The sequence below is a fragment of the Undibacterium sp. Di24W genome (assembly GCF_049340325.1).
Classification (GTDB): Bacteria; Pseudomonadota; Gammaproteobacteria; order Burkholderiales; family Burkholderiaceae_D; genus Undibacterium.
Genome location: NZ_JBMPOP010000004.1, coordinates 66894 through 92219, shown reverse-complemented (window position 1 = coordinate 92219; position 25326 = coordinate 66894). Strand labels below are relative to the sequence as shown.

The following is a 25326-nucleotide window of genomic DNA, read 5'->3' as shown; positions in this document are numbered from 1 at the left end:
AGAAATACCAATGGAAAGTTGAAACTGATTTCGCTCAAACATAAAGTGTGCGAGCCCAAAAATCCCATTGTTATAAAAACGACGTTACTGAGAGGTATCGTCATTGACTAGAAAGCAGCTCATGAACAAAGATCAGGCAAACGGTGCACTCAAAAATATGAGTGGCAAAGTGCAGCAAAGTATAGGTAAAGTCATAGGCAACAAACAGCAACAAGTGGACGGTCTAAAAAACCAAGTGGTTGGTAAAGCGCAAGTTGCAGTGGGCGATACTAAAGCTGCAATTAAAGACATTCAAAAGTCTGTTAGCAAAAGCTTTAAAAAGTAATCCCCAATATTGGAAGTTATTGGCTAGCCCATTCACAAACGTAGAAGGCAACCAGTCATGGTTGCCTTCTACTTTTACACATAAAAAAGGTCGCAATAGAAATCATGGCGGCGTAAGTATCAGGCACAAATCATTTGCTTCAATTCGCACCTGATACGGAGAAATTAGTGCCCAGACGGGTGATAGTAATTATTCACACTATCAGTCCATCCTTGATTAGCCATGTTAGGCCAATGATCAGAGTTAAAACCAGGGGCATTCTCAAAACGTGTTTTTGCGATATTCATCGTAAAACGTTTATTCGTTGTGTCTAAGTTCAAAGACTCCCAAGGTACCGCGAATAATTTTTCACCTATCGTAAATACGCCGCCAAAAGACATGACTGCATAAGCAATTTTACCGTTCGATACGTCTAGCATAATTTCTTTAATATCGCCCAAATGTTCATCTTGCAGATTGTAGACTGCATCGCCAATCAAAGTGTCTGCGCCCATTAAACGCGGGCCTGGTCCATATTCGGCATCTCTTTTATACATCCCATACAAATCGCGATTTTCATAATTCATGGTGTGGTCCTCATTTTGTTTTAGCGGAAGTGCTGCGTCAGTCTCACGTAAATTCTGCATACTATCGGTACGTTCACGTACATTAAAGCGACGATATAAACAATTGATAGTATATTTTTTTGCTAGAGGTAAATTTGCAATTGAGCCTAGATAACGTGCTGGTAGTTCAGGTTTTGATTGGCGATTGGATTACTCTAGTTGGCGTCTTTAAATCAAACACTGTGTGAACCCGCAATATCGTGGCAATTGCACCTGTGAGTTGGTTTTTTCCAGCAGCACCTCCCCTAATTTCGCGAAATATAGAAAGACGTCTGGCGAAAAATATAGGTTTCTTTCATGCCCAAATTAGATGGTGAGCTCCAGGACGAAGGATGCATCACTGTACATTTTATCGAGCTAAGATCTTGATCAATGAATTTCAAACTCTTGACGCTGACGATGCCTTTTCGCAGCACATTGAGAATGTTCCACTTCTAGTCTGGCTACCACGAAGACTTGATCCGCAAGAAATATTCTTAACCTCTGCGCAATTGTAGAAGTGAAGCCAATACCAGCACCCATCAGGTCGCCAGCTAACAACAACGCAATAGGTTGATTATTGGTGCTGGTATATTTCCCGACCGCCAGCCCCGGTAGTTAATTCGTAATCGTAGCTAAGAATTGCTATGACCAGAAGAATGAAGAACAGCTTATAAAGAAATTCTACTCTGCTCAGTGCGCTAACCCACATTGCCTACAATGTCGAATGGACTAAAAACAATGTGCGTTAGCGCACCGTCACTAAGTTCTCTTTCTCATACTCTAAACCTATCGCTATTGCTCATTGTAAACAGCCATAATTTGCGAAATGGAACAATTATGAAAATTACTGAAACGGGTATTTGGTCACGTGGGTTAATATTGTCGGTACTGTTGTTTAGCGTAAGCACAGCGTACTCAAGCACATTCTCACAAAGCCAAACGTCGAGTTATATCAATCGTAAAGTCGATCCACAGATTCAAGCGTTCTCTGTTAACGAAGTAAAACGTATCGCGCCAGGAGTCGAATTAAATTTTAGTGTTTATGGAACACCGGGTGGACAAGCCAGCCTACGTATCGCTGGTGCAACGCGCAATCTAAATTTGCTTGAAGTTGATGCCGGCGAATATGAAGGTACTTACACGATTAGCGCACGGGATAGCATAGCTGCGCGAAGTCAGGTTACCGCAAATCTGCGAATTGGCAACCAGGTAACTAGCGAGAAATTGAACGAAAGCTTGCAAGCCGGCGTAGGCTACCACCCCAAAATGGACAGTACAAAAAATCTCGCTATTCAAAGCTTCAAGCTTGATGCGCAGGATGATTTAAATGTAGGTAATTCTTTAAATTTCCATCTCTTGGGTAACTCTGGTGCTAGGGTTGAACTCACAATCACTGGCGTTAAAGGTAAAGTTTTACTAGCAGAAACGGGTTATGGCGAATACTCAGTTAACTACATTATTCGAAGCCGTGACCGCATTACTCCCAACAGCGAAGTAATCGCCTATTTGATCATGCAAGATCGCTCTATCAGTCAGCATTTAGGTCGCAGTTTGTCAGATAGGAATGCAGATCGCAATGGCGTTCAGCAAACTCATAACGGCGTATCAAAAAAGATAGCTTGTTATAACTGTGGTCAGGTAGAAGCCATTAATGTGATTGAAACGCGTGGTGAAGGTGGCTATCTGGGAACTATAGGAGGTGGTGTGATTGTGGCTCTACTCGGTAGTCAGATAGGGAATGGTAATGGTCGCACCGCTGCACAAATAGCCGGTGCTGTGGGCGGTGCCTATGCCGGCCGGGCAATTGAAGGAAACAGTCGAAAAACTAGCCATTTTGAAGTCATCATTCGCCTCCAAAACGGCGCATCACAGACACTGAGTTTTGCCAACAACCCTGGATTTCAGGTAGGTGATCAGGTCAAAGTCGATAATGGTCGCTTGATCCGCAATTAGACATGCGCAGAATTGTCGGACTTACTCTTTAATCACATTCATCAGCCTCAACCACCAAGAAAGTCCCGTCATGATGCAATCAATCGCTATGCCATCCCGAATTGTCTTTGGTCACCACTCAAAAGCAACGGGAGAGTTATGGTCAAATATGAGTGATATTTGCGAACTACTGAAAATCGAAGCGCCATCAAATTTAGATAAAGATCTTAGACAATTCCAACATCGCCGTTTTAAAGCGGGGCAGACTTTGCATCTGCCAAATGATGCCTTGGATAATTTATTTCTGGTTAATTGCGGCTTTCTGAAGTCATCAATGACCGACGATAATGGCAATGAACTGGTATTGAATTTTCCCATGAAAGGCGAATTGATTGGGGTCGATAGTGTACATCTCAGGCGTCACCAATCCGCAACCATCACTTTATCTGATTGCGACATCATCTTGATACCTTATGCTGCGATCCTAGAACTAACGGAAGAATACGTGCAACTAGGTCAGGCTCTGCTACACATTATGAGTCGTGAACTTGCACGAGAACGCTACATTTTAGGACCGCAACGAACGTTAAGCGCAGAAGCAAAAATCGGACGTTTCTTATGTATGATGGGTGAACGGTATGCGCAACTGGGTTACTCTTCCCGCCGATTTAATTTGCGTATGTCACGCAATGAAATTGCCAATTATCTTGGTCTTGCTATCGAAACGGTCAGTCGTGTCTTATGTGTCTTCCACCGTCTTGGCGTGATCACCGTACACCAGCGTGAAGTCGTCATTATCGATGCTGAGTTCCTCAGAGGATTAATCAAATTATCGACAAGTAGAAATAAGCCGATGACAGATACGGGCAAGAAAAACCTGAAAAATGATCGTCTAATTTCTGATCTCTCTTTGGTACATGTTGCTGATCGACACACCGGCACCACGATGTCGGGCGTATCTCACATGTAGCTTGTTTAGTGATCGGAATCAGCATTGCGTGAGAACACTAAGCCACCAAGAATAAAGCAAACTCGACACCATTATTGAATCGCGGCGGCATGAAAAACTTATCGATAAATTCTAGGCCACCGACTTTTTTCAAACCCCGTATCGGCCGCACGATGGGCTACTTAGTTAAAGTGTTGCTACTTGCGCTTTGTTGTTCATGTTCGAAGCTAGCAGCCTTAACAAAAAACACAACACCAAATAACTTTTACGACTTCGCAGATACTCATTCCAAATACAGTGCTGAGATCAAACTAACAGATCTTCGATCTGAGCAAGCCAAAAGCAAAATGCTAGGTACGGTTGCAACACACGAAACAAAAGACCCCATGGTGATCGTAACCAACTCGAAAGGGAAATTGGTCGGAAAAAGCAGTAAAGCTTTACTCAAACAACGTTGGCGCAACGCTTATCAAGACTTAAATCTGCTTGCCAATCTGGAGCAAGCAGTGACCGGCAATCCTCTGATCGATGGCAATCAAATTACTCTATTGCATGATGGTCCGCAAACTATGGCGGCCACGAAGGTCGCCATCCAAGAAGCGAAGCATCACATCCATTTAGAAACCTACATTTTCGATCAAGATGCGCTTGGAATCGCCTTTGCCGAGCTATTAATAGCCCGCCAAACCGCCGGCGTTCAGGTTCGCATTATTTATGACAGCGTCGGCACTGTCGGTACGCCACAAGTTTTTTTTGAACGATTACGAAATACGGGGATAGAGTTATTGGAATTTCATCCGGTTAATCCAGTGAGTACCATAAGACAAGGAATTGCATGGTCTCCCAATCAACGAGATCATCGCAAACTTTTAGTCGTGGACGGCAATATTGCTTTCGCTGGCGGTATTAACATCAGTAACAGTTATGCGACCAGTTCTCTATTTCGTTCTAAACGAGCCGGCAATACGTCAGTCGGTTGGCGAGATACACACATACAAATTACAGGGCCTGCAGTCGCTGCGATGCAGTGGGTATTTCTAGATACTTGGCTTGAAGAAAAAGAACTTAACTTTGAACAATTGCCCGCCGCCGACTATTTTCCTTTGCTAAAAAATGCGGGTACGAAGTTGGTCAGAATACTTGCCAGCGGGCCCGAAGACAATCAAGATATTTATCAGGCCTATCTGTCTGCCCTATACCAAGCCAAGCGTAGCATACATATCACGTGCGCTTACTTTGTCCCAGACCAGGCAATTCTAAACGCACTGAACGCTGCAGTACAACGAGGTGTCGATGTGAAGCTGATACTACCAGGCGTCAATGATAATGACTTGGTATCACAGGCTTCAAAATCCTATTTTGATGAAATGCTCTCCTCTGGCGTGCAACTGTTTCAATTGAAAGTTGCTGTACTACACGCAAAAACAGCGGTCATAGACAGTCAGTGGTCCACCGTAGGCTCGACTAATATCGACACACGTAGTTTTCTACACAATCGGGAAATCAATGTCATGGTGTTTAGCACAGAGTTCGGCCTAGAAATGGAAAATGCTTTTACTGAGGACATTCAATCTTCAGTGCAAATCAATAAGGACGTATGGGCAGATCGTCCCGTATTTGATCGCGTGAAGCAATGGTTGGCGAGGCAATTAGGCTATTGGTTATAGCGAGGCATTTAGCACAAAATAGACGTTGAAACAAAAACCTTAATCATCCTCATGAGGATCCAACTCCGGAAACAAAACCTCAGTAAACCCAAACTGCGTCAAATCCTTAATCCGCATAGGATATAAAACCCCATTCAAATGATCCGTCTCATGCTGCACGACCCGTGCATGAAAACCATCCACGTCACGAATAATCTTCTGACCAAACTGATCAACCCCCTCATAACGCAAACGACTCCAGCGCGGCACCAAACCTCGCATGCCTGGCACGGATAAACACCCCTCCCAGGCATCATCAGTTTCATCCGACAAGGGTGTCAAGACGGGATTAATCAATACTGTTTCAGGTACATTCGGTGCATCAGGATAACGTGGATTTTTCTTGAACCCAAAAATGACTAATTGCAAATTGATGCCAATTTGCGGTGCGGCCAAACCCGCGCCGTTGGCATGCTGCATCGTGTCAAACATATCCGCAATTAGCTGATGCAAAGCTGGCGTGTCAAATTCTTGAATAACATCCGATACTTTGAGTAAGCGCGGGTCACCCATTTTCAAAATTGGATAGATCATAGCTCTACATCTCCGGTTAGCATCATTAGCAACTACTTAGAACCCATCAAGTCGTGCAAATATTTGGCGAATTCTTCACCTACATCGGGGTGCTTTAAGCCGAGTGCAACACTGGCTTTGAGGTAACCTAATTTGGAACCGCAATCGTAGCGTTTCGCGTCGCAGCGATAGGCGAACACCGGTTCATCCTTTAACATCGCTGCGATACCATCGGTCAATTGAATTTCGCCACCAGAACCCTTACCTAAATTTTCCAAATAACTAAATATTTTCCCCGACAATACATAACGCCCCGCCACTGCCAGCGTGGATGGTGCCTCTTCCGGTTTTGGTTTCTCGACGATGCCTAGCATACGCTCCAGGTTTGGTTTATAAGCTGAACCACTGACTATGCCGTACTGATTAGTAAATTCGCGCAAAACATCTTGCACCGCGATGATACTGCCACCCTCTTGTGCATACAGATCAGCCATTTGCGCGGTCACACCCTTTTGCCCGGGACGAACATCCATCAAATCATCTGCTAGCAAGACCGCAAACGGTTCATCACCCACTACCGGACGAGCACATAAAACAGCGTGTCCTAAACCTAAAGCGTGAGGTTGACGGATATAGATGCAATTGATGTTATTTGGAATAACGCTACGAACTATGTCGAGTAAAGCATGCTTACCGGCTGCTTCAAGTTCGCTTTCCAATTCATAGGCGGTATCGAAATGATCTTCAATCGCGCGCTTATTACGTCCTGTTATGAACACCATCTCGGTGATGCCTGCTTCTACGGCTTCTTCTACCGCATATTGGATCAGCGGCTTATCAACGACGGACAGCATTTCTTTTGGCTGTGCTTTTGTCGCTGGCAGAAAACGACTACCAAATCCAGCTACTGGGAAAACGGCCTTCTTAATTTTTTTCATTTGTGTCCCTCACCATTTTTTTACTTTTATATTTCTACTTGACTTGCTATCGAACCATGTTGGCCTGCACTTCATTTAGCAGCAACCTACTAATCACTTATTTTCATGCGTTGCATAGCGCAAGCAATTCTTCCTCAGACAGAACAGTAACACCCAACTCTCGGGCTTTTAAAAGCTTGCTGCCTGCGTCTTCACCAGCTACGACATAACTGGTTTTCTTGGAAACGGAACCAGCTACCTTGCCGCCATTTCTCTCTATCAGTGCGCCCGCTTGTTCCCGACTCAAAGTTGGCAATGTTCCTGTTAACACCAAAGTTTTGCCTGCAAACGCAGCGGCGCTCAAATCCAGTTTTTCTATCACTGGCCAATGAATTCCGGATGCAATCAATTGGCGAACTAATTCAACATTAAAAGGATCAGCAAAGAAACGGATTATCGATTGCGCGACCACGGGACCGACATCGTTCACCTGCAATAATTGCTCTTCGCTCGCAGCCATCAGAGTTTCCATATCGGCGAAACTCAGTGCTAAATCTTTTGCGGTCGATTCACCAACGTGGCGAATTCCTAGGGCATAAATAAAGCGTGGCAAAGTCGTTGATTTGGAAGTCTCTAACGCATCAAGCACATTCTGCGCCGATTTCTCTGCCATACGATCAAGCTCAGCTAATGCCATTAAGCCCAATTTATAAAAATCCGCCGCCGTCGTCACCACATTTTTATCGACCAATTGCTCGATCAATTGCTCGCCTAAGCCTTCAATATTCAAAGCCTTACGCGATGCAAAATGGAATAGACCACCTTTGCGCTGTGCAGCACATTTGATCCAACCACCAGAGCAGCGGGCGATCGCTTCATCTTCTAGTTTGACAATATCGGAACCGCAAATCGGGCATTGTCGCGGCAATACAAACACGCTGGTTTGTTCTGGTCGCTTCTCCAAAACACTAGAAACAACTTCGGGAATCACATCGCCAGCGCGGCGCACAATCACAGTATCGCCAACGCGTACATCTTTGCGCTGAATTTCTTCTTCATTGTGCAGGGTTGCATTGGTGACCGTCACGCCGCCGACGAACACTGGCGCTAAACGAGCTACTGGTGTAATCGCCCCGGTGCGCCCCACCTGCACTTCAATATCGAGCACTGTCGTTAACGCTTCTTCTGCTGGGAACTTATGCGCAATTGCAAAGCGCGGTGCGCGTGACACAAAACCCAGAGTTACTTGCTGGTCAAAGCGATTAACTTTGTAGACCACACCATCAATTTCGTACGGTAACTGCGCGCGTTTTTCTTGTATGCTGCGGTAAAAATCTATCAGCGCAGGCGCACCTTTGACCAAGGCTTTTTCTTCACAAGTAGGAATGCCTATGCTTTGATACCAATCGAGCAAATCACGATGCGAGGCTGGCAATTCTGCTCCTTCCAACAGGCCGATACCATAAGCAAAGAAACGCAGATTACGTTGCGCCGTAATTGTCGAATCAAGCTGACGCAAGCTCCCCGCAGCGGCATTGCGCGGATTTGCGAATTCTTTCGCACCTAGGTCGCGTTGGCGCTGGTTCAGCTTGTCAAAATCAGCCTTAAACATCAAAACTTCACCGCGCACATCCAAAATCGCAGGTGGATTTTCACAACGCAATCGTAATGGCACGCTACGAATTGTCCGTATATTTTCAGTGACATCTTCACCGGTATAGCCATCGCCGCGCGTCGCCGCCTGTGCAAACACGCCATTGACATAACGCAGATTAATCGCCAAGCCATCAAACTTTAAATCGATCGCGTATTCAATATCTTGATTACTGATTTCTAGTCCTTCGCGCGCGCGACGGTCAAACGCGATCACATCCTCGTCTTCGAAACCATTATTCAAAGACAGCATCGCAACCGCGTGTTGGACCTGAGAGAATTCCGGCAGTATGGCACCGCCCACGCGCAGGGTCGGACTATCCGTTGTCTTTAGTTCGGGATGCTGAGCTTCTAGTGTCTGCAATTGCTGGAACAGCTTATCGTATTCCGCGTCGGGTATGGTCGGTGCATCCAGCGTGTAGTAGTTATAGCCATGTTGCGTCAACTCGCCACGTAAACGCTGCGCTAAGTCCGCCAATGACTCTTCTACGCGTCCGGCTTGCTGAACGGCATTACCGGCAAATAAATCATTTTGCATGATGAAGCGCTCTACTTATTCAACTAAATAGACGCTTAGCGCGACGTGAACCCGCTGGGATCTCAGCCACCGCCATCGCATTACAAAACTCGCGAACCTGGTCGGCAATCTCCGCTAAGGCTTGTTCGGAAATGGGATTATTTCCGTCGTCAACCACGGTACCGCCAAGTCGAGATGCCAAAGAGCGTGCGCATTTTGCCATGACGCCAAAACCTTCCAAATCTGGCGATACACAAGGTACATCCAACAACAGGGTCAATTTAGAAGTGACAGTTTCGCTTGCACTGACATTGGTTGAGAGCGTAAATAAATTACCGACATCGCCATCCGGCATGACCAAACGACCATCTGGGCGTACGTCGAATCCTTGCTTCTCCAAAGCCCCCAATAGCGTCGTGATATCCCAAGGCGCGCCATTCGATAAAACATTAACGCTCAGTTGCGCATCGTGTTCGGCGACAAACTGATGCAATTCGCGCGCATTCGACATCACACGATTCATGTCTGGCACATCAGAATGGGCATTGAGACGATCAGCAATTTCGCGCAATTTACTGACGAATTCCGAGTATTCCAATTCATTCAATGGACCGCTGCGACTCACCATTTGCACCCCAGCAAACAGCGCTGTGTAAACACCACCAAGTGCAATCTCATCGCGCAGTCCGTCATGTGTTAAGCCGATGAAATGCACAGGCTTACGTCCCACGTATTTCAAATCATTGATTTCTTTAAGCAATTTCTCACCACGAATCGGCGCTTCGAATTCCAGTGGTATAACACAATCGATCAAATCATCGACCGACAATTCTTTGCCATCTATCGTGGCATCAAGGTCAGACTTACTGTTCTGAACCTGATCAGCACTGGAGGTTTCTGAAGTTTCCTCATTGACAATATCGCCCAAATCATCTTGATCAAATTGTGGTTCCTGACGAACCAGTTCCGCATCATCGCGAGCATTCATCAAGACATCATCGTGCCCACCAGAAAAGGCGCGATCGACACTTTTTCTTGCGCGATATTCTTGCCATTTACTGTAAACATAAACCACCACTACAAATGCGCCACCTGCAATGATCAAACTCATCGTTAATTCTGACATACTGCTTAACCCTCACCAACTAAACTTGCCGCCGATTCCATATCGACTGCAACGATTCGAGAAACCCCCTGCTCTTGCATGGTGACACCAATTAATTGTTGTGCCATCTCCATTGCAATCTTATTGTGGGAGATAAATAAAAATTGTGTATTGCTAGACATGCGTTTCACCATGTTACAGAAACGCTCGGTGTTTGAATCATCCAAGGGCGCATCGACCTCATCGAGTAAGCAAAATGGCGCTGGATTTAATTGGAACATCGAGAACACTAATGCAGTCGCCGTCAAAGCTTTTTCACCGCCGGACAGCAGATGAATCGTCGCATTTTTCTTGCCCGGCGGCTGTGCCATCACCTGCACCCCAGAATCGAGAATTTCGTCGCCCGTCATAATCAATTTTGCCTGGCCACCGCCAAACAATATCGGGAACAATTCGGCAAAATGATGATTCACTCGATTGAACGTGTCTTGCAACAAATCACGAGTTTCAATATCGATTTTGTGAATCGCATCTTGTAGTGTCGTGATCGCTTCCGTCAAATCGGCATATTGCGCGTCAAGGAAAGTTTTGCGTTCAGTGGCCTGCGCCAACTCGTCTAAAGCCGCCAAATTGACAGCGCCCAATGCCGCAATTGCATTGGTTAAACGGGTGACCTCGCCTTGCAAATACGAAGGTTTTAAGTCATCGTGTAATTTTTCTTCGAGCGCGGCTTCGTCGACTTCAAAATTTCGTAATTGTTCTTCAAATTGTTCTTGATTGAGACGCGCTGCTTGTTCTTTCAATTGCAGTTCAACAATACGGTCACGTTGCGGTTGCAAGCTACGCTCGACTTGCATTTTTGATTCTTCTGCATGACGCAGTTTTTGCGTCAGTTGATCGAGCTCATGACGTGCATCGGCTAAAACACGTTCTTGATCACTACGTTTTTCTAACAATGTTTGCAAACCAGCGTGCGCGGTTTGTTCATCCATGCTTTCTAATTCAAGCTGACCCTGCTGCATATTCGCAAACAACTGCGAGGACTGCTCCAAAGCGGTAGCAATACTGCGCTTGAGTTCTTCCATTTTGACGCGGTGAGTTTTTTCAGAAAAGCTCGCTTCTTGTGCTGCTAGTTCTAGATCACGCAAGCGGGAACGCGCATCATTCAATTGCTGTTCTTTTTCCAAGAATGCAGTCTGTCCATCCTCATGGGTTTCCTGCATTTCGGCCAGGGCGATATCGAGTTCCTCGAACTTCGCTTCCGATTCTGTACGTGCGGTTTGTTGTTCTTGCTCTTGCTCAGCGATTTCAGCCAAGTCTGAATGAATCTGTGTACTACGTTGATTAAAGCGTTCCTGCACTTCTGCCAACTTCATGTACTCGATTTGCAAACCATGCACCGCTTGCGTTAAACCTGCAACGCGTACACGTAATTCTTGCAGCGCCTGGGTGGCCTGACTTAATAAAGCTTCGGCACGCACCGCGCGGGTTTTCCCCTCATCGGCCAACAAATGTTGTGCGCGTGCTTGTTTCGTGATGTTTTCAATCTCTTGCTGACGCGCGAGAACACCATCTTGTTCAGAATCCGCCGCATAAAAACGCACGCTGTTTGCGCTGATTAAATGGCCTTCTTTGGTAATAAAACTTGCGCCTGCTGGCAACTTTGCACGCTCCGCAAATGCGGTTGGCGCATCTGGCGCAATATACACATTGTGCAGCCAGTCTTGCATCACACTACGGACACCTGCATCATTGAGTAGCAATAAACTCAGCAGTGGCTTCAAACCTTCTACCATCACAACGGGTGCTATCACCTGCGGCGCATACAGTGCTAACTTAGCTGGTGGTGCATCATTGAAAAAAGCCTTGGCCCATTCCAGATTAGACATTTCCAGCGCAGAAGTACGCTCACGGAGAATGGACTCAAGGGCGGTTTGCCAGCCGTTTTCTATCTGTACTTTTTGCCATAATTTCGGCAATTTTTCTAATTCATGTTTCGCTAACCACGGTTGAACTTTGCCTTGGCTTTCGACTTTTTCTTGCAAGGACTTTAAAGCAGCAAGACGTGCATCGAGTTGGGCCGATTGCGCTGTATCTTTATTGACTTGCTCTTGGGTCGAACGACGCTCATCTTCCAACTGTGGCAGGCGCTCTTGAGCCTCTTCCAGTTGCATGGTCGTTTCTTCTAGCATCTGCTTTTTCTCTTCAAGTTGCAGTGCCAAATTTTGTAAATGCGAAGTGTCTGGAATAACCAGACCTTGCTTCTCTTGATTCAAACGTTCACGGCGAACCGCCAAGGTATTCAAAATATTAGAGGCATTGCGTTGATGCGCAGATTCGAGCTCTATCTGCTGTTGCATCTGCATGATTTTGGCGCGCGACTCAGTCGATTTAAGTTGCGCATCACGCCAGACTTGCTCCAGCGCTGGAATTTTCTCGTTTTGTTGTGCTACCGTCTCTTGCGCTTGCTCACTGCGCATCGCCAATTCTTCGACGTGCATTTCGGCATCGGACAAATCATCTTGGAATTGTTGACCTTGGCGCTGCCATTGATCACGTTGGGCAGACAAAGAATTTAATTGTGATTGCAAACGTGCACGGGATTCAATGACGAACTTAATCTGCGCTTCGAGGCTTCCAATTTCAGCATTCGTTTGATACAAATTGCCCTGAGCCTGATGCGTTTTGTCGCCGACTGCATAGTGCGCTTGGCGCATTTGATCAAGCTCTAACTCGACGTGACGCAACTTAGCCGTTTGTTCTTCCAGATCGAGCTGACATTTTTCGATTTCAGCGAAATGCTTTTTCTGTTCCGTCGCGGCTTCACGCTTACGTAACATCCACAGCAATTTTTGCTTTTCTTCCTGGTCAGCTTGTAAAGAGTGGTATTTGTTCGCAACAACAGCCTGTGCTTCGAGTTTTTCTAAATTAGTATTTAACTCACGCAAGATATCTTCGACACGCACGAGGTTTTCATGGGTATCGTGAATTCGATTTTCGGTTTCGCGACGACGTTCTTTATAGCGAGAGACGCCCGCGGCTTCTTCCAAAAACACACGCAACTCTTCGGGACGTGATTCAATGATCCGAGAAATCATACCTTGACCAATAATCGCGTAAGCGCGCGGCCCGAGGCCAGTGCCTAAGAAAATATCTTGAATATCGCGGCGGCGTACCGGTTGGCCATTGATGTAGTAAGTCGAAGTTCCATCTCGCGTCAAAGTGCGTTTGACGGCAATCTCGGCATATTGGCTCCATTGCCCTGCTGCTTTGCCTAAACTGTTGTCAAAAATCAACTCTACCGAAGAGCGTCCGGCGGGTTTACGGTGTGTGGAACCATTAAAAATGACGTCTTGCATAGATTCACCACGCAATTCAGACGCTTTCGACTCGCCCAAGACCCAGCGCACGGCATCGATAATATTCGATTTACCGCAGCCATTTGGACCAACCACACCGACTAATTGGCCAGGGACATGAAAGTGAGTGGGATCGACGAAGGATTTAAATCCAGCTAATTTAATAGAAGTTAAGCGCACGTTATTTTTATTTATCGATTTTTAGACCAAGATACACACATCCAACCCACTTGCATCACGCTAGCAATACGTCTTTCATTTCTGCAAAAACATAACAATAGATGACAATTTCTTTAGTATTCAACTTACCATTCAAACAAGTAAGACCGCACATCATAACATTCTGTAGCCCTAGTTTTACAGATTTTGGCAAGCAGACGACGCTAAAAAACGCAGACCTTGACAGTTTATTTTGGGAATGCCCTGAACTTCCATGAACTAGCTCGTTAGCACACTCTAAGCACGGCTATAATACGAGTTTATTTGTGCGAAAGATTTGTTTGAATTTTGCTCACAAAAGATCGCTTGAGCAAACAAACGGCAGCGGCACAATTACCAAGTTTTAATTTTAGATCTTATTTTCTTCGTATTTTTAAGTGAATTTCTCCGTGAATCCCAATTTAGCAAAATTACAAGCTTATCCGTTTGAAAAATTAAAACGCCTGTTTGCCGACATAACGCCTAATCCCGATTACAGCCCCATCAGTCTTGGCTTAGGCGAACCTAAACATGCCACGCCAGAATTGATTAAAGATGCCTTGATCGCGAATTTGAATGGATTAGCTAATTACCCATCAACCAATGGTATCGAAGAGTTGCGCATTGCCATCAGCAACTGGTTGGCTCAACGCTATGACATTCCAAACCTTGATCCGGCGACGCAAATTTTGCCCGTGAATGGTTCACGTGAAGCCTTATTTTCATTGGCGCAAGCGGTAATCGATCCTAGCAAAAATCAAGATGGCCTACCAATCGTGGTTTGTCCCAATCCTTTCTACCAAATTTACGAAGGCGCGGCTTACTTGGCAGGCGCTGAACCGTATTTTGCCAATGCCAATCCGGCAAAAAATTTCGCACCCGATTTTAGTCAAATACCAGAGGCCATATGGCAACGCACGCAATTGCTTTACGTCTGTTCCCCTGGCAATCCGACTGGCGCAGTATTAACGCTGGATGACTGGAAAGAACTATTCGACTTATCGGATCGCTATAACTTTGTTATTGCTGCAGATGAATGTTATTCAGAGATTTATTTTGGCGAAACAGCGCCACTCGGCAGTTTGGCAGCGGCGCGCGCTTTGGGACGCAATGACTACCCACGTTTAGTCACCTTATCCAGTCTTTCAAAACGTTCAAATGTACCAGGCATGCGCTCTGGCTTTGTCGCAGGCGATGCAAGTATCATTAAGCAATTTTTACTTTATCGCACCTATCACGGTGGCGCGATGTCACCTAGTATACAGAAAGCGTCAATCGCAGCTTGGAATGATGAACAACACGTCATCGAGAATCGTACGCTGTACGTGAAGAAATTTGCTCAAGTTACACCTGTTCTACAAGAAGTCCTCGATGTTGCTTTACCTGACGCTGCTTTTTACCTTTGGGCTAGCGTTGATAAGCACATTCAAATCTCTGACACAGAGTTCGCGCAAGGTCTTTACCGAGACTATAATGTGACCGTTTTACCTGGTAGCTTTTTGGCTCGGGAAGCACATGGCATTAATCCTGGCAGCAACCGTATTCGTATGGCCTTGGTTGCCGAAGTTGAGGAGTGTATGGAAGCCGCGCAAAGAATTGCTACCTACACAAAACAATTAATGAAACTCAATAGCGCTATATAGCGCGAGATTGCGCCAGATTTACGCCTCTGGATTCGATTTATTACTTTCACTTTACTTAAAAAACGTCATGACACAGCAATTACAAAACATCATCAATCAAGCATGGGAAGACCGCGCTAGTTTTTCTCCTAAAAATGCGCCAGCGGAATTGCGTGGAGCGGTTGCGCATGTGTTGGAGCAACTCGATTCCGGCAGCTTGCGCGTCGCGCAGAAAATTGACGGTGCTTGGCAGGTCAATCAATGGGTGAAGAAAGCGGTTTTACTGTCCTTCCGTCTGGAAGATAATATCGTCATGCCGTCCGGCGAACATATGCAATTCTTCGACAAAGTGCCAACCAAGTTTTCCAATTACACGGCAGAAGATTTCGCTAAAGGTGGCTTCCGTGTGGTACCACCAGCGGTGGCTCGTCGTGGTAGTTTCATCGGCAAGAACGTCGTGTTGATGCCTTCTTATGTCAACATCGGCGCGTATGTCGATGAAGGTGCGATGGTCGATACGTGGGCGACTGTAGGTTCCTGTGCACAAATCGGTAAGAACGTACATTTATCTGGCGGCGTTGGCATCGGTGGCGTATTGGAGCCTATGCAGGCTAATCCAACCATCATTGAAGATAACTGCTTCATTGGCGCGCGCTCCGAAGTGGTTGAAGGCGTGATCGTGGAAGAAAATTCTGTGATTTCTATGGGTGTCTATCTTGGTCAATCGACCAAGATTTATGACCGTGCAACAGGCGAAGTGACGTATGGACGCATCCCTTCGGGTTCTGTGGTCGTCTCGGGCAATTTGCCATCAGCTTGCGGTAAATACAGCTTGTACTGTGCGGTGATTGTGAAGCGAGTAGATGCACAGACACGTTCTAAGACTAGCATTAATGAATTGTTGCGTGGCGCTTAATCTGCTATTCGACATTTAGCTAGCCTACGCCGCGACAGAGCAAAATCATAATATCAAACACTAAGGTTTAATCCTTCTCATCTTTATAGAGGAATTATCATGGCAATGGATCGTTTGTTTCAGTTGATGAAAGACAAAAATGCGTCGGATATGTTTTTCGCGATCAACTCGCCGATACATTTAAAAATCAATGGCAATCTCCTCCCCATCAATCAGCAGAAGATGGATGAAGAAAATATTATGGCTTTGCTCGCCGAAGTTCTTTCTGCAGAACAAATCGCGCAATATAAACGCGAAAATGAACTCAATGTTGGTATTGGCATGGCGGGTGTTGGGCGCTTCCGCTTATCTGCGTTTACACAACGTGGCTCTACTTCTGCGGTCTTCCGTTTTGTGCCTGGCCATATTCCTGCATTCACAAGTTTGCATTTACCTCCTGTGCTCGCCGAACTGATCATGGAAAAACGCGGTTTAATCTTAGTGGTAGGTGCAACAGGTTCTGGTAAATCAACTTCAATTGCTTCGATGCTCGATTACCGTAACGAAGTAAAAACGGGTCATATACTCACCATTGAAGATCCCATCGAGTATTTATTCCGTAGCAAAAAATCGATTGTCAATCAACGAGAAATCGGTACCGATGCGGACAGCCTAAAAACAGCCTTGCGTAATTCCTTGCGCCAAGCGCCTGACTGCATCTTAATTGGCGAGATTCGTGATCTAGAAACGATGATGGCGGCGATTGCATATGCACAATCTGGTCACTTAGTGTTGGCGACCCTACATGCCAATAATAGTTATCAAGCACTGAATCGCATTATCAGTTTCTTCCCGATTGAAAATCGCAGCGCTTTGCTCCTAGATTTAGCGTCAGCAATCAAGGCCGTTATCTCGCAACGTCTAATTAAAGCCATAGACGGCGGCCGCTGCCCAGCCGTCGAGATTATGTTGAATACTCGCTACGTTGCTGAGTTGATTGAACAAGGAAATATCTTCCAGATCAAAGAAGCCATTGAAAAAAGCTTGGCTCCAGGCTCTCAAACTTTTGAACGCGCGCTAATGCAATTGATCAAAGACGGATTGATCACGCAAGAAGAAGGTCTGGCAAATGCTGACTCCGCCAATAACTTGTTGTGGTTACTTAACAATGACACCGCCTTGACACAAAAAGCACAAGCAGAGCCTGAGCCAGAGACGCCTATGGAAGCCACATTCACTGAATTTAATTTGAACATGTAATTGTATGAGTGCATCCACTAGCATTACCTTATTTGGCATCCCAAACTGTGACACAGTCAAGAAAGCGCGTACCTGGCTAGAGCAGGAAGCAATCCCTTTTGTGTTCCATAATTTCAAAAAGGATGGATTAAGTCAAACTCAAGTAGAAGTCTGGCTAGAAAAAATCGATCTCAACACCTTAATCAATCGTAAAGGCACTAGCTGGCGCGCGCTAAGCGAAGAGCAAAAAACACAGGCAGATAATCGAACAGAAGCGATTGCTTTACTGTTAGCCAATCCGTCACTCATCAAACGTCCAGTGTTGCAAATTGAAAGCAAAGAACGACAACATGTTGGCGTTGGTTTCAACGATCAACAATATCAAATCATTTTTAAAGAAATTTAAGTTTTCATGAGTAAAACTCTCGCCCTGACGGAACAATTAATTGCTTTGGACTCCGTAACTCCCGAAGATAAAGGCTGTCAAAACACCTTAATCAGTTTGTTAAAACCACTGGGATTTAACTGCGAAACGATACAATCCGGCGAGGTCACTAATCTGTGGGCGCGTCGAGGCACGACTCAACCCTTGGTCGTATTTGCAGGTCATACCGATGTGGTGCCGACGGGTCCAGTCGGACAATGGCAATCTGAGCCATTTGCCCCGACACATAGGGATGGCAAATTGTTTGGTCGCGGCGCAGCCGACATGAAAACCTCGATTGCGGCATTCGTGGTCGCGACCGAAGAATTTGTTGCGGCACACCCTGATCATCATGGCTCGATTGGTTTTTTAATTACCAGTGATGAAGAGGGACCTGCCACAGATGGTACTGTGGTCGTATGCAATCAATTAAAAGCACGTGGCGAACAGCTCGACTATTGTATCGTTGGTGAACCAACTTCTAGCGACGTGCTCGGTGACACCATAAAAAATGGTCGTCGCGGCACGATGTCTGGCAAGCTCATTGTCAAGGGTATACAAGGGCATATTGCTTATCCTCAATTAGCGAAAAACCCCATTCATTTGGCGGCACCTGCTATGTCAGAATTGGTCAATGAAGTCTGGGATCATGGCAATGAATATTACCTGCCAACTTCTTGGCAAATGTCGAATATTCATGGCGGCACAGGCGCTTCTAATGTTATTCCGGGTGAAGTGGTGATTGATTTCAATTTCCGTTTTTCCACAGCCAGCACAGCGGAAGGCTTGCAACAACGCGTGCACGAGATCCTCGATAAGCATCAACTCAAGTACGACTTAAAATGGACCGTAGGCGGTCATCCTTTCTTGACACCTAAAGGCAATTTAAGTGATGCCTTGGCCAAAGCCATTAAAGACGAAACCGGTGTCACCACCGAATTATCTACAACGGGCGGCACCTCAGACGGTCGTTTTATCGCAAAAATTTGCCCACAAGTGGTCGAGTTTGGACCACCGAATGGCAGCATTCATAAAATTGATGAGCATATCGAAGTGCGCTATATCGATCCACTTAAAAATATCTACCGCCGCGCGTTAGAGAATCTTTTACTAGACAAAAATTAATATGACGAACGCCAATACACTCCCCTTCCAAACGCTACGCGATCTGCTGCGCTATGCGGTGACTCGCTTCAATACTGCGCAGTTATTCTTCGGTCATGGCAGTGCCAATGCATTAGATGAGGCCGCTTATCTGTTGTTACATACTTTAAAGCTACCGCTCGACAAAATCGACCCGTTTTTGGATGCACGTCTGTTACCACATGAAATCGATGCGGCAATCGCAGTGATCGAGCGCCGCGCAACGGACAGAGTTCCGGCGTCTTACATTACCAATGAAGCTTGGTTAGGCACCTATAATTTTTACGTGGATGAACGTGTCATCGTACCGCGCTCCTTTATCGCCGAATTGATCCCTGAACGCTTCACACCTTGGGTGCAAGATCCTGAAGAAGTCACAGACATTCTAGAGCTTTGCACAGGTTCTGGCTGCTTGCCCATTATGTTGGCCGATGCATTTGAAAATGCACATGTGGATACTGTCGATATTTCAAAAGACGCATTAGATGTCGCCGCAAAAAATGTAGCAACCTACGAATTAGAAGATCGCATCACACTGATTGAATCAGACTTGTATAGCAATGTCCCGGACAAACTCTACGACATGATCATCACCAATCCGCCGTATGTGAACTCCAACTCCATGAGTAAGCTGCCAAAAGAGTATTTGCATGAGCCGCAAATTGCTTTGGCTGGTGGCGACGATGGTATGGATCTGGTGCGTAAAATTGTAGCTGGTGCTGCATCGCGTCTCAAACCAAATGGCATTTTGATGGTAGAGATTGGAAATGAACGACTATTCGCTGAAGAGGCTTTTGCCGAGTATGGTTTAACTTGGTTATCTACCAGTGCTGGTGACGATATGGTATTCATGCTGACGGCTGAGCAACTTCAAGACGCGAATTAAATCGCATCAGAAATCACCAGATTTTTTTGTTTCAATCGTTTTATCGCTCAAAACGCCCAAAAAAAGCGTTTTGAGCATTTTTATTTTTGTAGTTCGCTACTCCTCCATTTTTTTGTTAGTCAATAATGATACGTCTTCAACAGGTCATCCTCGCCCGCGGTACCAAACCCCTCTTCGACAGCGTCGATGTCACCCTCAATCCAGGCGACAAAATCGGCCTGATCGGTTCCAACGGCGCTGGCAAATCCAGCCTATTTGCCATGCTGCGCGGTGAATTGCACCCAGATCAGGGCAGCATAGAATTTCCTGCCAAATGGCAATTGGCGCACGTCGCTCAAGAGACACCACCTTTGGAACGCAGTGCGATTGATTATGCCATCGATGGCGACGTCACCCTGCGCAAGCTCGAAGCACAATTAGCTGAACTCGAAGCACAACCGGAGTCACATGATAATGGCATTGCGATTGGCGAAGTGTATGGTGCATTATCCGACGCTGATGCCTACACCGTGCGTTCACGTGGCGAGCAATTATTGCTAGGATTAGGTTTCACCCTTGAGCAGATGGAGCAATCGGTTGCGAGTTTCTCCGGTGGTTGGCGTATGCGTTTGAATCTGGCACAAGCTCTGATGTGCAAATCAGATTTACTGTTGCTCGATGAACCGACCAACCATTTGGATTTGGATGCAATTATCTGGCTGGAAGATTGGCTCAAGCGCTATGCAGGTACACTGATCATCATTTCACATGATAGAGACTTCTTAGATGGCGTCGTCAATGTCGTCGTCCATATCGATGAGCGTAAACTCAAGCGTTATTCAGGTAACTATTCTGCATTTGAACGTCAACGTGCTGCGCAATTAATCCTAGCGCAAAGTTCGATAGAAAAACAAAGCCGCAAACGTGCCCACTTGCAATCCTTCATTGATCGCTTCGCTGCAAAAGCGTCGAAAGCCAAGCAAGCACAAAGTCGTATCAAAGCTTTGGAGAAGATGGAAGAATTGGCGCCTTTACGCGCTGCCGCTGAATTCTCTTTTGAATTCCGCGAACCGCTGAGCGCGCCGAATCCAATGCTGGTGATGGATGATGTCGATTGCGGCTATCGCATGGAATCACAGACTGACCATAGTTTTACTGAAAAGAAAATCGTTAGCGATGTGAAGTTCTCTTTGCAAATCGGTCAACGTATCGGTTTGCTTGGAATTAACGGCGCGGGTAAATCGACCTTGATCAAAACCATCATGGGCGAATTGCCTCCCCTGACGGGCACAATCACCACAGGCAAAGGATTGTCGGTAGGCTATTTCGCTCAGCATCAGGTAGAAATGCTGCGTCATGATGAATCGCCACTCTGGCATTTAGCGCATATCGCACCTGATGTGCGCGAACAAGAATTACGCAATTTTTTAGGTGGTTTTAACTTCCCCGGCAGCATGGTCACCAGTCCGATTGCGCCGTTCTCCGGCGGCGAGAAAGCACGTTTAGCACTTGCCATGATCGTGTGGCAGCGCCCTAACCTCTTACTCCTTGATGAACCGACCAACCATCTTGACTTAGAAACACGCGAAGCCTTGACTGAAGCCTTAGCCCAGTTCGAAGGCACTCTCGTGGTCGTATCACATGACCGCCATTTGTTGCGTGCCACGACCGACCAATTCATCATCGTTGCTGATGGCAAGCTTTTACCTTTCGATGGCGATCTCGACGATTACAAAGATTGGCTTTACAAAACCAAATTAGAACAAGCCGCTGCTGCCGCTAACGCCGCAGCACTACCGGTAAAATCCAAAGAGAAAGCCGCTGCATTACCACAAGCGCAACCGGTACCAAGCGTACCTGTCGATGAAAAAGAACGCAAACGTCGCGACGCCGAAGAACGCCAACGCATCGCTGCCTTACGCAAGCCGATAGAGACCAGAATTAAACGCCTTGAAGAGCAAATGGCTAAGTTAAATCTGAAGAAGGATGATTACAGCAAACAACTCGAAGACAGTGAAATCTATGACGATGCCAACAAAGAAAAATTAAAAAATCTTTTATTGGATCAAGCGTATGTGGTCAAAGAACTTGAACAATTAGAAGTTGACTGGCTAGAGCAACAAGAATTTTTGGAAGCTGCGGTTTAGTCTGGTTTTAGCTTAGTTTTAACTTAGTTTCAGCTCAATTTCTGCTCAATTAGAACTAAGTAAGAACTTCATTTAATCTCGGCCAAGGTGTTTTATCAGAAATAGCAAAAAGAGGGTATGATCCCTAATGCTGTTCAGCCAAGCTCAAAATATCGAAGCGTCATCCCTGCGAAGGCAGGGATCCAGTGCCTTTAGGCGTTTAAATCGCTGGATTCCCGCCTTCGCGGGAATGACGATACATGGCATAAAGCCTAACTGAACGGCATTAGAGTATGATCGCCTCTTTTTTGTTGCTAAAGTTGTGCAATCCTTGCGCAACCATATTTTCAGCATTACCATACTGCATCATTCTTCTCAGATAGTGAGAGCAACATGCGTTCAACTTGCTTGCTTCTGTATCAATTCTTATTAGCCTCATCGCTTATATCGTCAAACTCGCTTTCTCAGGCTCAAACATTACAGGCTTATACGGAAACATGGCCACCTTACAGTTACGAGCATCAAGGTACACTCACGGGCTATTCCACTGAATTGCTGAAAGCCGTCTTACTTGAAGCTGGGATTGATGCCAATTACACCGCCTTAAGCTGGAGTCGTGCCTATCAACATACGACTACGGAGGCTAACACTTTGCTTTACACAACCACGAGAACACCTGAACGTGAAAATCTATTTGAATGGATAGGCCCAATTGGTGTCAGAAAACTTTGGCTGTTCAAGCTCAAGGATCGTACGGATATACAGATCAGAGGGTTGAATGATCTTAAAAAATACAAAGTCAGCATAGTGCGTGATACGTCCAGTTTAAAATTAGTCATGGATCGCGACCTGTTTCCACACAATCATATTGACGAGGCACCGACCACTGCATCGAACGTCAAAAAACTTTTTTTCAAGCGCGTTGATCTTATTCTCGCAACCAATGGCGGAGCCAATTACGAGCTAAGCCAATTATCCTACCCCAAAGATGCGATGGAGCCCGTGTATCTACTGAACGAGGAATATTTATTCTATTTTGCGATTAACAAGAAAACCGACCCCTTGATTATCCAAAAAATCCGTCATGCGTTCGAAAAAATAAAAGCTTCCGGCCTCGTCGAGGTGCTCAAGAAAAAATATATGGTCGATTAACCTTGGTCGTTTATTCGGGGCGATAGACACGCACAAAGCTAGCAAATTTGGGCAAACCATTTGAAGTCAAGTCACGATACCGATAAGTAACCAAAGTGCCGACCTGTGGTGGATTTTTTCGTTGTGCAACATCAAAGCCTGTACCCAATTTAAAACGCGTTCCTTTAGGCGTCTCAAGTAACAAAGCGCCCATCATGCCTTCGTACTTTCCCTGTCCAGCCTGTATGGCAATCACTTTTGCTTCTGCATCATGTTGCGGTTTTAGCTTATAAACGGACTCACTGCGTCCTGATTCAAACCCAGCACTTGCTAGATGCAAGACCAAACCCTCTGCCTTTTGTAGCGTCAATTGCCTTAGCTTCGTCTCAATCTGTTCCACTGACAATACCAACTCTTGCGGAATCACACGGAGCCAGGGTATCTGCACTTTTTCCACTGTATTTTGTAAGTCTCGCAAACGCTGACGAAAATCACCTGAGGCTAAAGGATATTCAAACAGGCAGTACTGAATCTGCCGCCACTCTTCATCAATGGCCTGTTGACGCCGCACCGCCCCGGATAGACGTTCAAATTGCGCGCGCCCCATCCATAATTCACCATCCATAGGATGTGCTGGAAATTTCTCGGTGAACCAGGCAGGTGCGCTGATCAGGCGAGCGCTGCGGAAATACAGTTGTTTGCCATCCCAATAAGCGCGCACGCCATCTAGTTTCTCGCTCATCAAATAGTCGCTGATGTTCGCGCCTAAATGACGGGCGTCCGATAAGGTTTGAGGTAAGACTAAAGCCAAGTTGGGAGGATTATCTCGATCTAAAGATAAGTCAGCAGACATTTCCACTGCATTGACCTGTTTACTGTTAACCGACGCGGTAAAAAAACTCAAAGGTAATAGAGAACAAAATAGAACCTGACGGCGCATTCTTTGTTGACTGTTCAGCTTCTTAGCAAACGTTTTCTTATACTCTTCCATATCAGCACCTTTACGTGTTTTAAGAAATGTAAGTATAAAAACATCTAAACAAAATAGCACCATTATTTTTTATAATGTAGCAAAAAAAACAAAACCACCGCTCACGAATGTGGCCGGTGGTTTTATTACTTACTTTTCTTCGTTTACGTAATTCCGAAGAGTAAAACTAGATAACAGAAAGGTTCAAGCTAAAATTATTTCTGCGCCTTCACAACCTGCATTGCACTCGCTATCAAGCCACTCATATCACTCATATTGGCAGGCACGATGATGGAATTATTGGTCTTCGCTAAATTCGCAAACGCTGCAACATACTGCTCTGCCACTTTCAAATTCACCGCATCCGCACCACCAGGTTCACGAATCGCCGCCGCTGTTTGACGTATTGCTTCAGCACTCGCTTCAGCAATTGCTAAAATCGCGCCAGCCTGACCCTCAGCACGATTGATCGATGCTTGTTTTTCACCTTCAGACTTCGCAATCGACGCTTCACGTTCACCAGTGGCGATATTGATTTGCTCTTGCTTACGACCTTCTGAAGCAGCGATCAAGGCACGTTTTTCACGTTCTGCTGTGATCTGCGCTTGCATCGCGTGCAAAATTTCTTTTGGTGGCGTCAAATCTTTGATCTCATAACGCAAGACTTTCACACCCCAATTCGCAGCAGACTCATCAATCGCATTCACGATCGTGGTATTAATGTGATCGCGCTCTTCGAAGGTTTTATCTAGCTCCATCTTACCGATCACTGAACGCAAGGTAGTTTGTGCCAACTGCGTGATTGCGGCGATGTAATTAGACGAACCGTAAGAAGCGCGCATCGCATCGGTAATTTGAAAATATAAGATACCGTCAACTTGTAATTGCGTATTGTCTTTGGTGATACACACTTGCGGCGGCACATCGAGCGGGATCTCTTTCAAGACATGTTTGTAGGCGACACGATCGACAAATGGCACGACGATATTCAGACCAGGGCCCAAGGTCGCATGATACTTACCGAGACGCTCGACCACCCATGCATCTTGCTGCGGTACGACCTTGATGGTCTTCATGATAAAAACCAAGGCCAAGACAAATAACACCATCACGACAAAGCTAGAATTTTCCATTTTATTTCCTTTATTAT

The 25326-nt window shown here is 45.8% G+C and carries 20 protein-coding genes; 12 read left to right on the top strand and 8 right to left on the bottom strand.

Translation table 11 applies throughout. The annotated features are described in order from the left end of the window. Window positions 1-121 precede the first annotated feature (121 nt). On the top strand, window positions 122-325 hold the full coding sequence (locus tag ACO0KZ_RS09590; protein ID WP_422994947.1) for a CsbD family protein: 204 nt from the start codon (window positions 122-124) through the stop codon (window positions 323-325). Between the two features lie 164 nt (window positions 326-489). Here ACO0KZ_RS09590 and ACO0KZ_RS09585 read toward each other — a convergent pair whose 3' ends face one another. Further along, a complete protein-coding gene (locus ACO0KZ_RS09585; protein WP_422994946.1) occupies window positions 490-891 on the bottom strand; it encodes a PRC-barrel domain-containing protein in 402 nt (133 codons plus the stop codon). 858 nt (window positions 892-1749) lie between these two features. Between ACO0KZ_RS09585 and ACO0KZ_RS09580 the strand changes: the two genes are divergently transcribed. From ACO0KZ_RS09580 to cls, 3 genes are all read left to right on the top strand, one after another. Continuing rightward, a complete protein-coding gene (locus ACO0KZ_RS09580; protein ID WP_422994945.1) occupies window positions 1750-2865 on the top strand; it encodes a glycine zipper 2TM domain-containing protein in 1116 nt (371 codons plus the stop codon). Between the two features lie 70 nt (window positions 2866-2935). Beyond that, window positions 2936-3814, top strand: coding sequence for a Crp/Fnr family transcriptional regulator (locus ACO0KZ_RS09575; RefSeq protein WP_422994944.1), 879 nt, complete (start codon window positions 2936-2938; stop codon window positions 3812-3814). A gap of 365 nt (window positions 3815-4179) precedes the next feature. Then, on the top strand, window positions 4180-5460 hold the full coding sequence (cls, locus tag ACO0KZ_RS09570) for a cardiolipin synthase (RefSeq protein ID WP_422994943.1): 1281 nt from the start codon (window positions 4180-4182) through the stop codon (window positions 5458-5460). Window positions 5461-5499: 39 nt separating this feature from the next. On the opposite strand, the gene def is transcribed toward cls, so the two are convergent. The 5 genes from def to smc all read right to left on the bottom strand — a co-directional run bounded on the left by def (window position 5500) and on the right by smc (window position 13743). Beyond that, the gene (def, locus tag ACO0KZ_RS09565) at window positions 5500-6033 is read right to left on the bottom strand and encodes a peptide deformylase (RefSeq protein WP_422994942.1); all 534 of its coding nucleotides are present in this window, start codon (window positions 6031-6033) and stop codon (window positions 5500-5502) included. 32 nt (window positions 6034-6065) lie between these two features. Then, window positions 6066-6950 (bottom strand): UTP--glucose-1-phosphate uridylyltransferase GalU, encoded by an 885-nt coding sequence (gene galU, locus ACO0KZ_RS09560; RefSeq protein WP_422994941.1) that lies wholly within the window; start codon window positions 6948-6950, stop codon window positions 6066-6068. A 103-nt stretch (window positions 6951-7053) separates the two neighbouring features. Further along, window positions 7054-9120, bottom strand: a complete 2067-nt coding sequence (gene ligA / locus ACO0KZ_RS09555) for an NAD-dependent DNA ligase LigA (protein ID WP_422994940.1) — start codon at window positions 9118-9120, stop codon at window positions 7054-7056. A 19-nt stretch (window positions 9121-9139) separates the two neighbouring features. Then, window positions 9140-10225, bottom strand: a complete 1086-nt coding sequence (locus ACO0KZ_RS09550) for a cell division protein ZipA C-terminal FtsZ-binding domain-containing protein (protein ID WP_422994939.1) — start codon at window positions 10223-10225, stop codon at window positions 9140-9142. 5 nt (window positions 10226-10230) lie between these two features. Next, complete coding sequence (gene smc / locus ACO0KZ_RS09545) at window positions 10231-13743, bottom strand: chromosome segregation protein SMC (protein WP_422994938.1); 3513 nt, start codon at window positions 13741-13743, stop codon at window positions 10231-10233. A 428-nt stretch (window positions 13744-14171) separates the two neighbouring features. On the opposite strand from smc, the gene dapC reads away from it, so the two are divergent. The 8 genes from dapC (at window position 14172) to ACO0KZ_RS09505 (ending at window position 23227) form a co-directional block, all read left to right on the top strand. Next, complete coding sequence (gene dapC / locus ACO0KZ_RS09540; protein ID WP_422994937.1) at window positions 14172-15404, top strand: succinyldiaminopimelate transaminase; 1233 nt, start codon at window positions 14172-14174, stop codon at window positions 15402-15404. 67 nt (window positions 15405-15471) lie between these two features. After that, the gene (gene dapD, locus ACO0KZ_RS09535) at window positions 15472-16299 is read left to right on the top strand and encodes a 2,3,4,5-tetrahydropyridine-2,6-dicarboxylate N-succinyltransferase (protein ID WP_422994936.1); all 828 of its coding nucleotides are present in this window, start codon (window positions 15472-15474) and stop codon (window positions 16297-16299) included. Window positions 16300-16398: 99 nt separating this feature from the next. Further along, window positions 16399-17538 (top strand): PilT/PilU family type 4a pilus ATPase, encoded by a 1140-nt coding sequence (locus ACO0KZ_RS09530; protein ID WP_422994935.1) that lies wholly within the window; start codon window positions 16399-16401, stop codon window positions 17536-17538. Window positions 17539-17542: 4 nt separating this feature from the next. Further along, window positions 17543-17923 carry an arsenate reductase gene (locus ACO0KZ_RS09525; RefSeq protein WP_422994934.1) on the top strand — a complete coding sequence of 127 codons (381 nt, stop codon included), beginning with the start codon at window positions 17543-17545 and terminating at the stop codon, window positions 17921-17923. A 6-nt stretch (window positions 17924-17929) separates the two neighbouring features. Next, window positions 17930-19066 carry a succinyl-diaminopimelate desuccinylase gene (dapE, locus tag ACO0KZ_RS09520; RefSeq protein WP_422994933.1) on the top strand — a complete coding sequence of 379 codons (1137 nt, stop codon included), beginning with the start codon at window positions 17930-17932 and terminating at the stop codon, window positions 19064-19066. A gap of 1 nt (window position 19067) precedes the next feature. Next, complete coding sequence (gene prmB, locus ACO0KZ_RS09515) at window positions 19068-19970, top strand: 50S ribosomal protein L3 N(5)-glutamine methyltransferase (protein WP_422994932.1); 903 nt, start codon at window positions 19068-19070, stop codon at window positions 19968-19970. A gap of 125 nt (window positions 19971-20095) precedes the next feature. After that, window positions 20096-22096, top strand: coding sequence for an ATP-binding cassette domain-containing protein (locus ACO0KZ_RS09510; protein WP_422994931.1), 2001 nt, complete (start codon window positions 20096-20098; stop codon window positions 22094-22096). Between the two features lie 372 nt (window positions 22097-22468). After that, window positions 22469-23227: a substrate-binding periplasmic protein gene (locus ACO0KZ_RS09505; RefSeq protein ID WP_422994930.1), complete on the top strand. Its 759-nt coding sequence runs from the start codon at window positions 22469-22471 to the stop codon at window positions 23225-23227. A gap of 10 nt (window positions 23228-23237) precedes the next feature. Here ACO0KZ_RS09505 and ACO0KZ_RS09500 read toward each other — a convergent pair whose 3' ends face one another. Both ACO0KZ_RS09500 and ACO0KZ_RS09495 read right to left on the bottom strand, forming a co-directional pair. After that, window positions 23238-24197: a DNA ligase gene (locus ACO0KZ_RS09500; protein ID WP_422994929.1), complete on the bottom strand. Its 960-nt coding sequence runs from the start codon at window positions 24195-24197 to the stop codon at window positions 23238-23240. Between the two features lie 194 nt (window positions 24198-24391). Further along, complete coding sequence (locus ACO0KZ_RS09495; RefSeq protein ID WP_186889639.1) at window positions 24392-25309, bottom strand: SPFH domain-containing protein; 918 nt, start codon at window positions 25307-25309, stop codon at window positions 24392-24394. Window positions 25310-25326: the final 17 nt, after the last annotated feature.

Excerpts from the sequence above, each read along its gene's own strand:
- cls (WP_422994943.1), top strand. The coding sequence starts at position 4,180 with ATGGTGATCGTAACCAACTCGAAAGGGAAATTGGTCGGAAAAAGCAGT.
- ACO0KZ_RS09585 (WP_422994946.1), bottom strand. The coding sequence starts at position 891 with ATGAATTATGAAAATCGCGATTTGTATGGGATGTATAAAAGAGATGCC.
- ACO0KZ_RS09530 (WP_422994935.1), top strand. The coding sequence starts at position 16,399 with ATGGCAATGGATCGTTTGTTTCAGTTGATGAAAGACAAAAATGCGTCG.
- ligA (WP_422994940.1), bottom strand. The coding sequence starts at position 9,120 with ATGCAAAATGATTTATTTGCCGGTAATGCCGTTCAGCAAGCCGGACGC.
- ACO0KZ_RS09510 (WP_422994931.1), top strand. The coding sequence starts at position 20,096 with ATGATACGTCTTCAACAGGTCATCCTCGCCCGCGGTACCAAACCCCTC.
- ACO0KZ_RS09525 (WP_422994934.1), top strand. The coding sequence starts at position 17,543 with ATGAGTGCATCCACTAGCATTACCTTATTTGGCATCCCAAACTGTGAC.
- dapD (WP_422994936.1), top strand. The coding sequence starts at position 15,472 with ATGACACAGCAATTACAAAACATCATCAATCAAGCATGGGAAGACCGC.
- dapE (WP_422994933.1), top strand. The coding sequence starts at position 17,930 with ATGAGTAAAACTCTCGCCCTGACGGAACAATTAATTGCTTTGGACTCC.
- ACO0KZ_RS09580 (WP_422994945.1), top strand. The coding sequence starts at position 1,750 with ATGAAAATTACTGAAACGGGTATTTGGTCACGTGGGTTAATATTGTCG.
- ACO0KZ_RS09550 (WP_422994939.1), bottom strand. The coding sequence starts at position 10,225 with ATGTCAGAATTAACGATGAGTTTGATCATTGCAGGTGGCGCATTTGTA.
- ACO0KZ_RS09500 (WP_422994929.1), bottom strand. The coding sequence starts at position 24,197 with ATGGAAGAGTATAAGAAAACGTTTGCTAAGAAGCTGAACAGTCAACAA.
- ACO0KZ_RS09575 (WP_422994944.1), top strand. The coding sequence starts at position 2,936 with ATGATGCAATCAATCGCTATGCCATCCCGAATTGTCTTTGGTCACCAC.
- prmB (WP_422994932.1), top strand. The coding sequence starts at position 19,068 with ATGACGAACGCCAATACACTCCCCTTCCAAACGCTACGCGATCTGCTG.
- ACO0KZ_RS09495 (WP_186889639.1), bottom strand. The coding sequence starts at position 25,309 with ATGGAAAATTCTAGCTTTGTCGTGATGGTGTTATTTGTCTTGGCCTTG.
- ACO0KZ_RS09590 (WP_422994947.1), top strand. The coding sequence starts at position 122 with ATGAACAAAGATCAGGCAAACGGTGCACTCAAAAATATGAGTGGCAAA.
- def (WP_422994942.1), bottom strand. The coding sequence starts at position 6,033 with ATGATCTATCCAATTTTGAAAATGGGTGACCCGCGCTTACTCAAAGTA.
- galU (WP_422994941.1), bottom strand. The coding sequence starts at position 6,950 with ATGAAAAAAATTAAGAAGGCCGTTTTCCCAGTAGCTGGATTTGGTAGT.
- ACO0KZ_RS09505 (WP_422994930.1), top strand. The coding sequence starts at position 22,469 with ATGCGTTCAACTTGCTTGCTTCTGTATCAATTCTTATTAGCCTCATCG.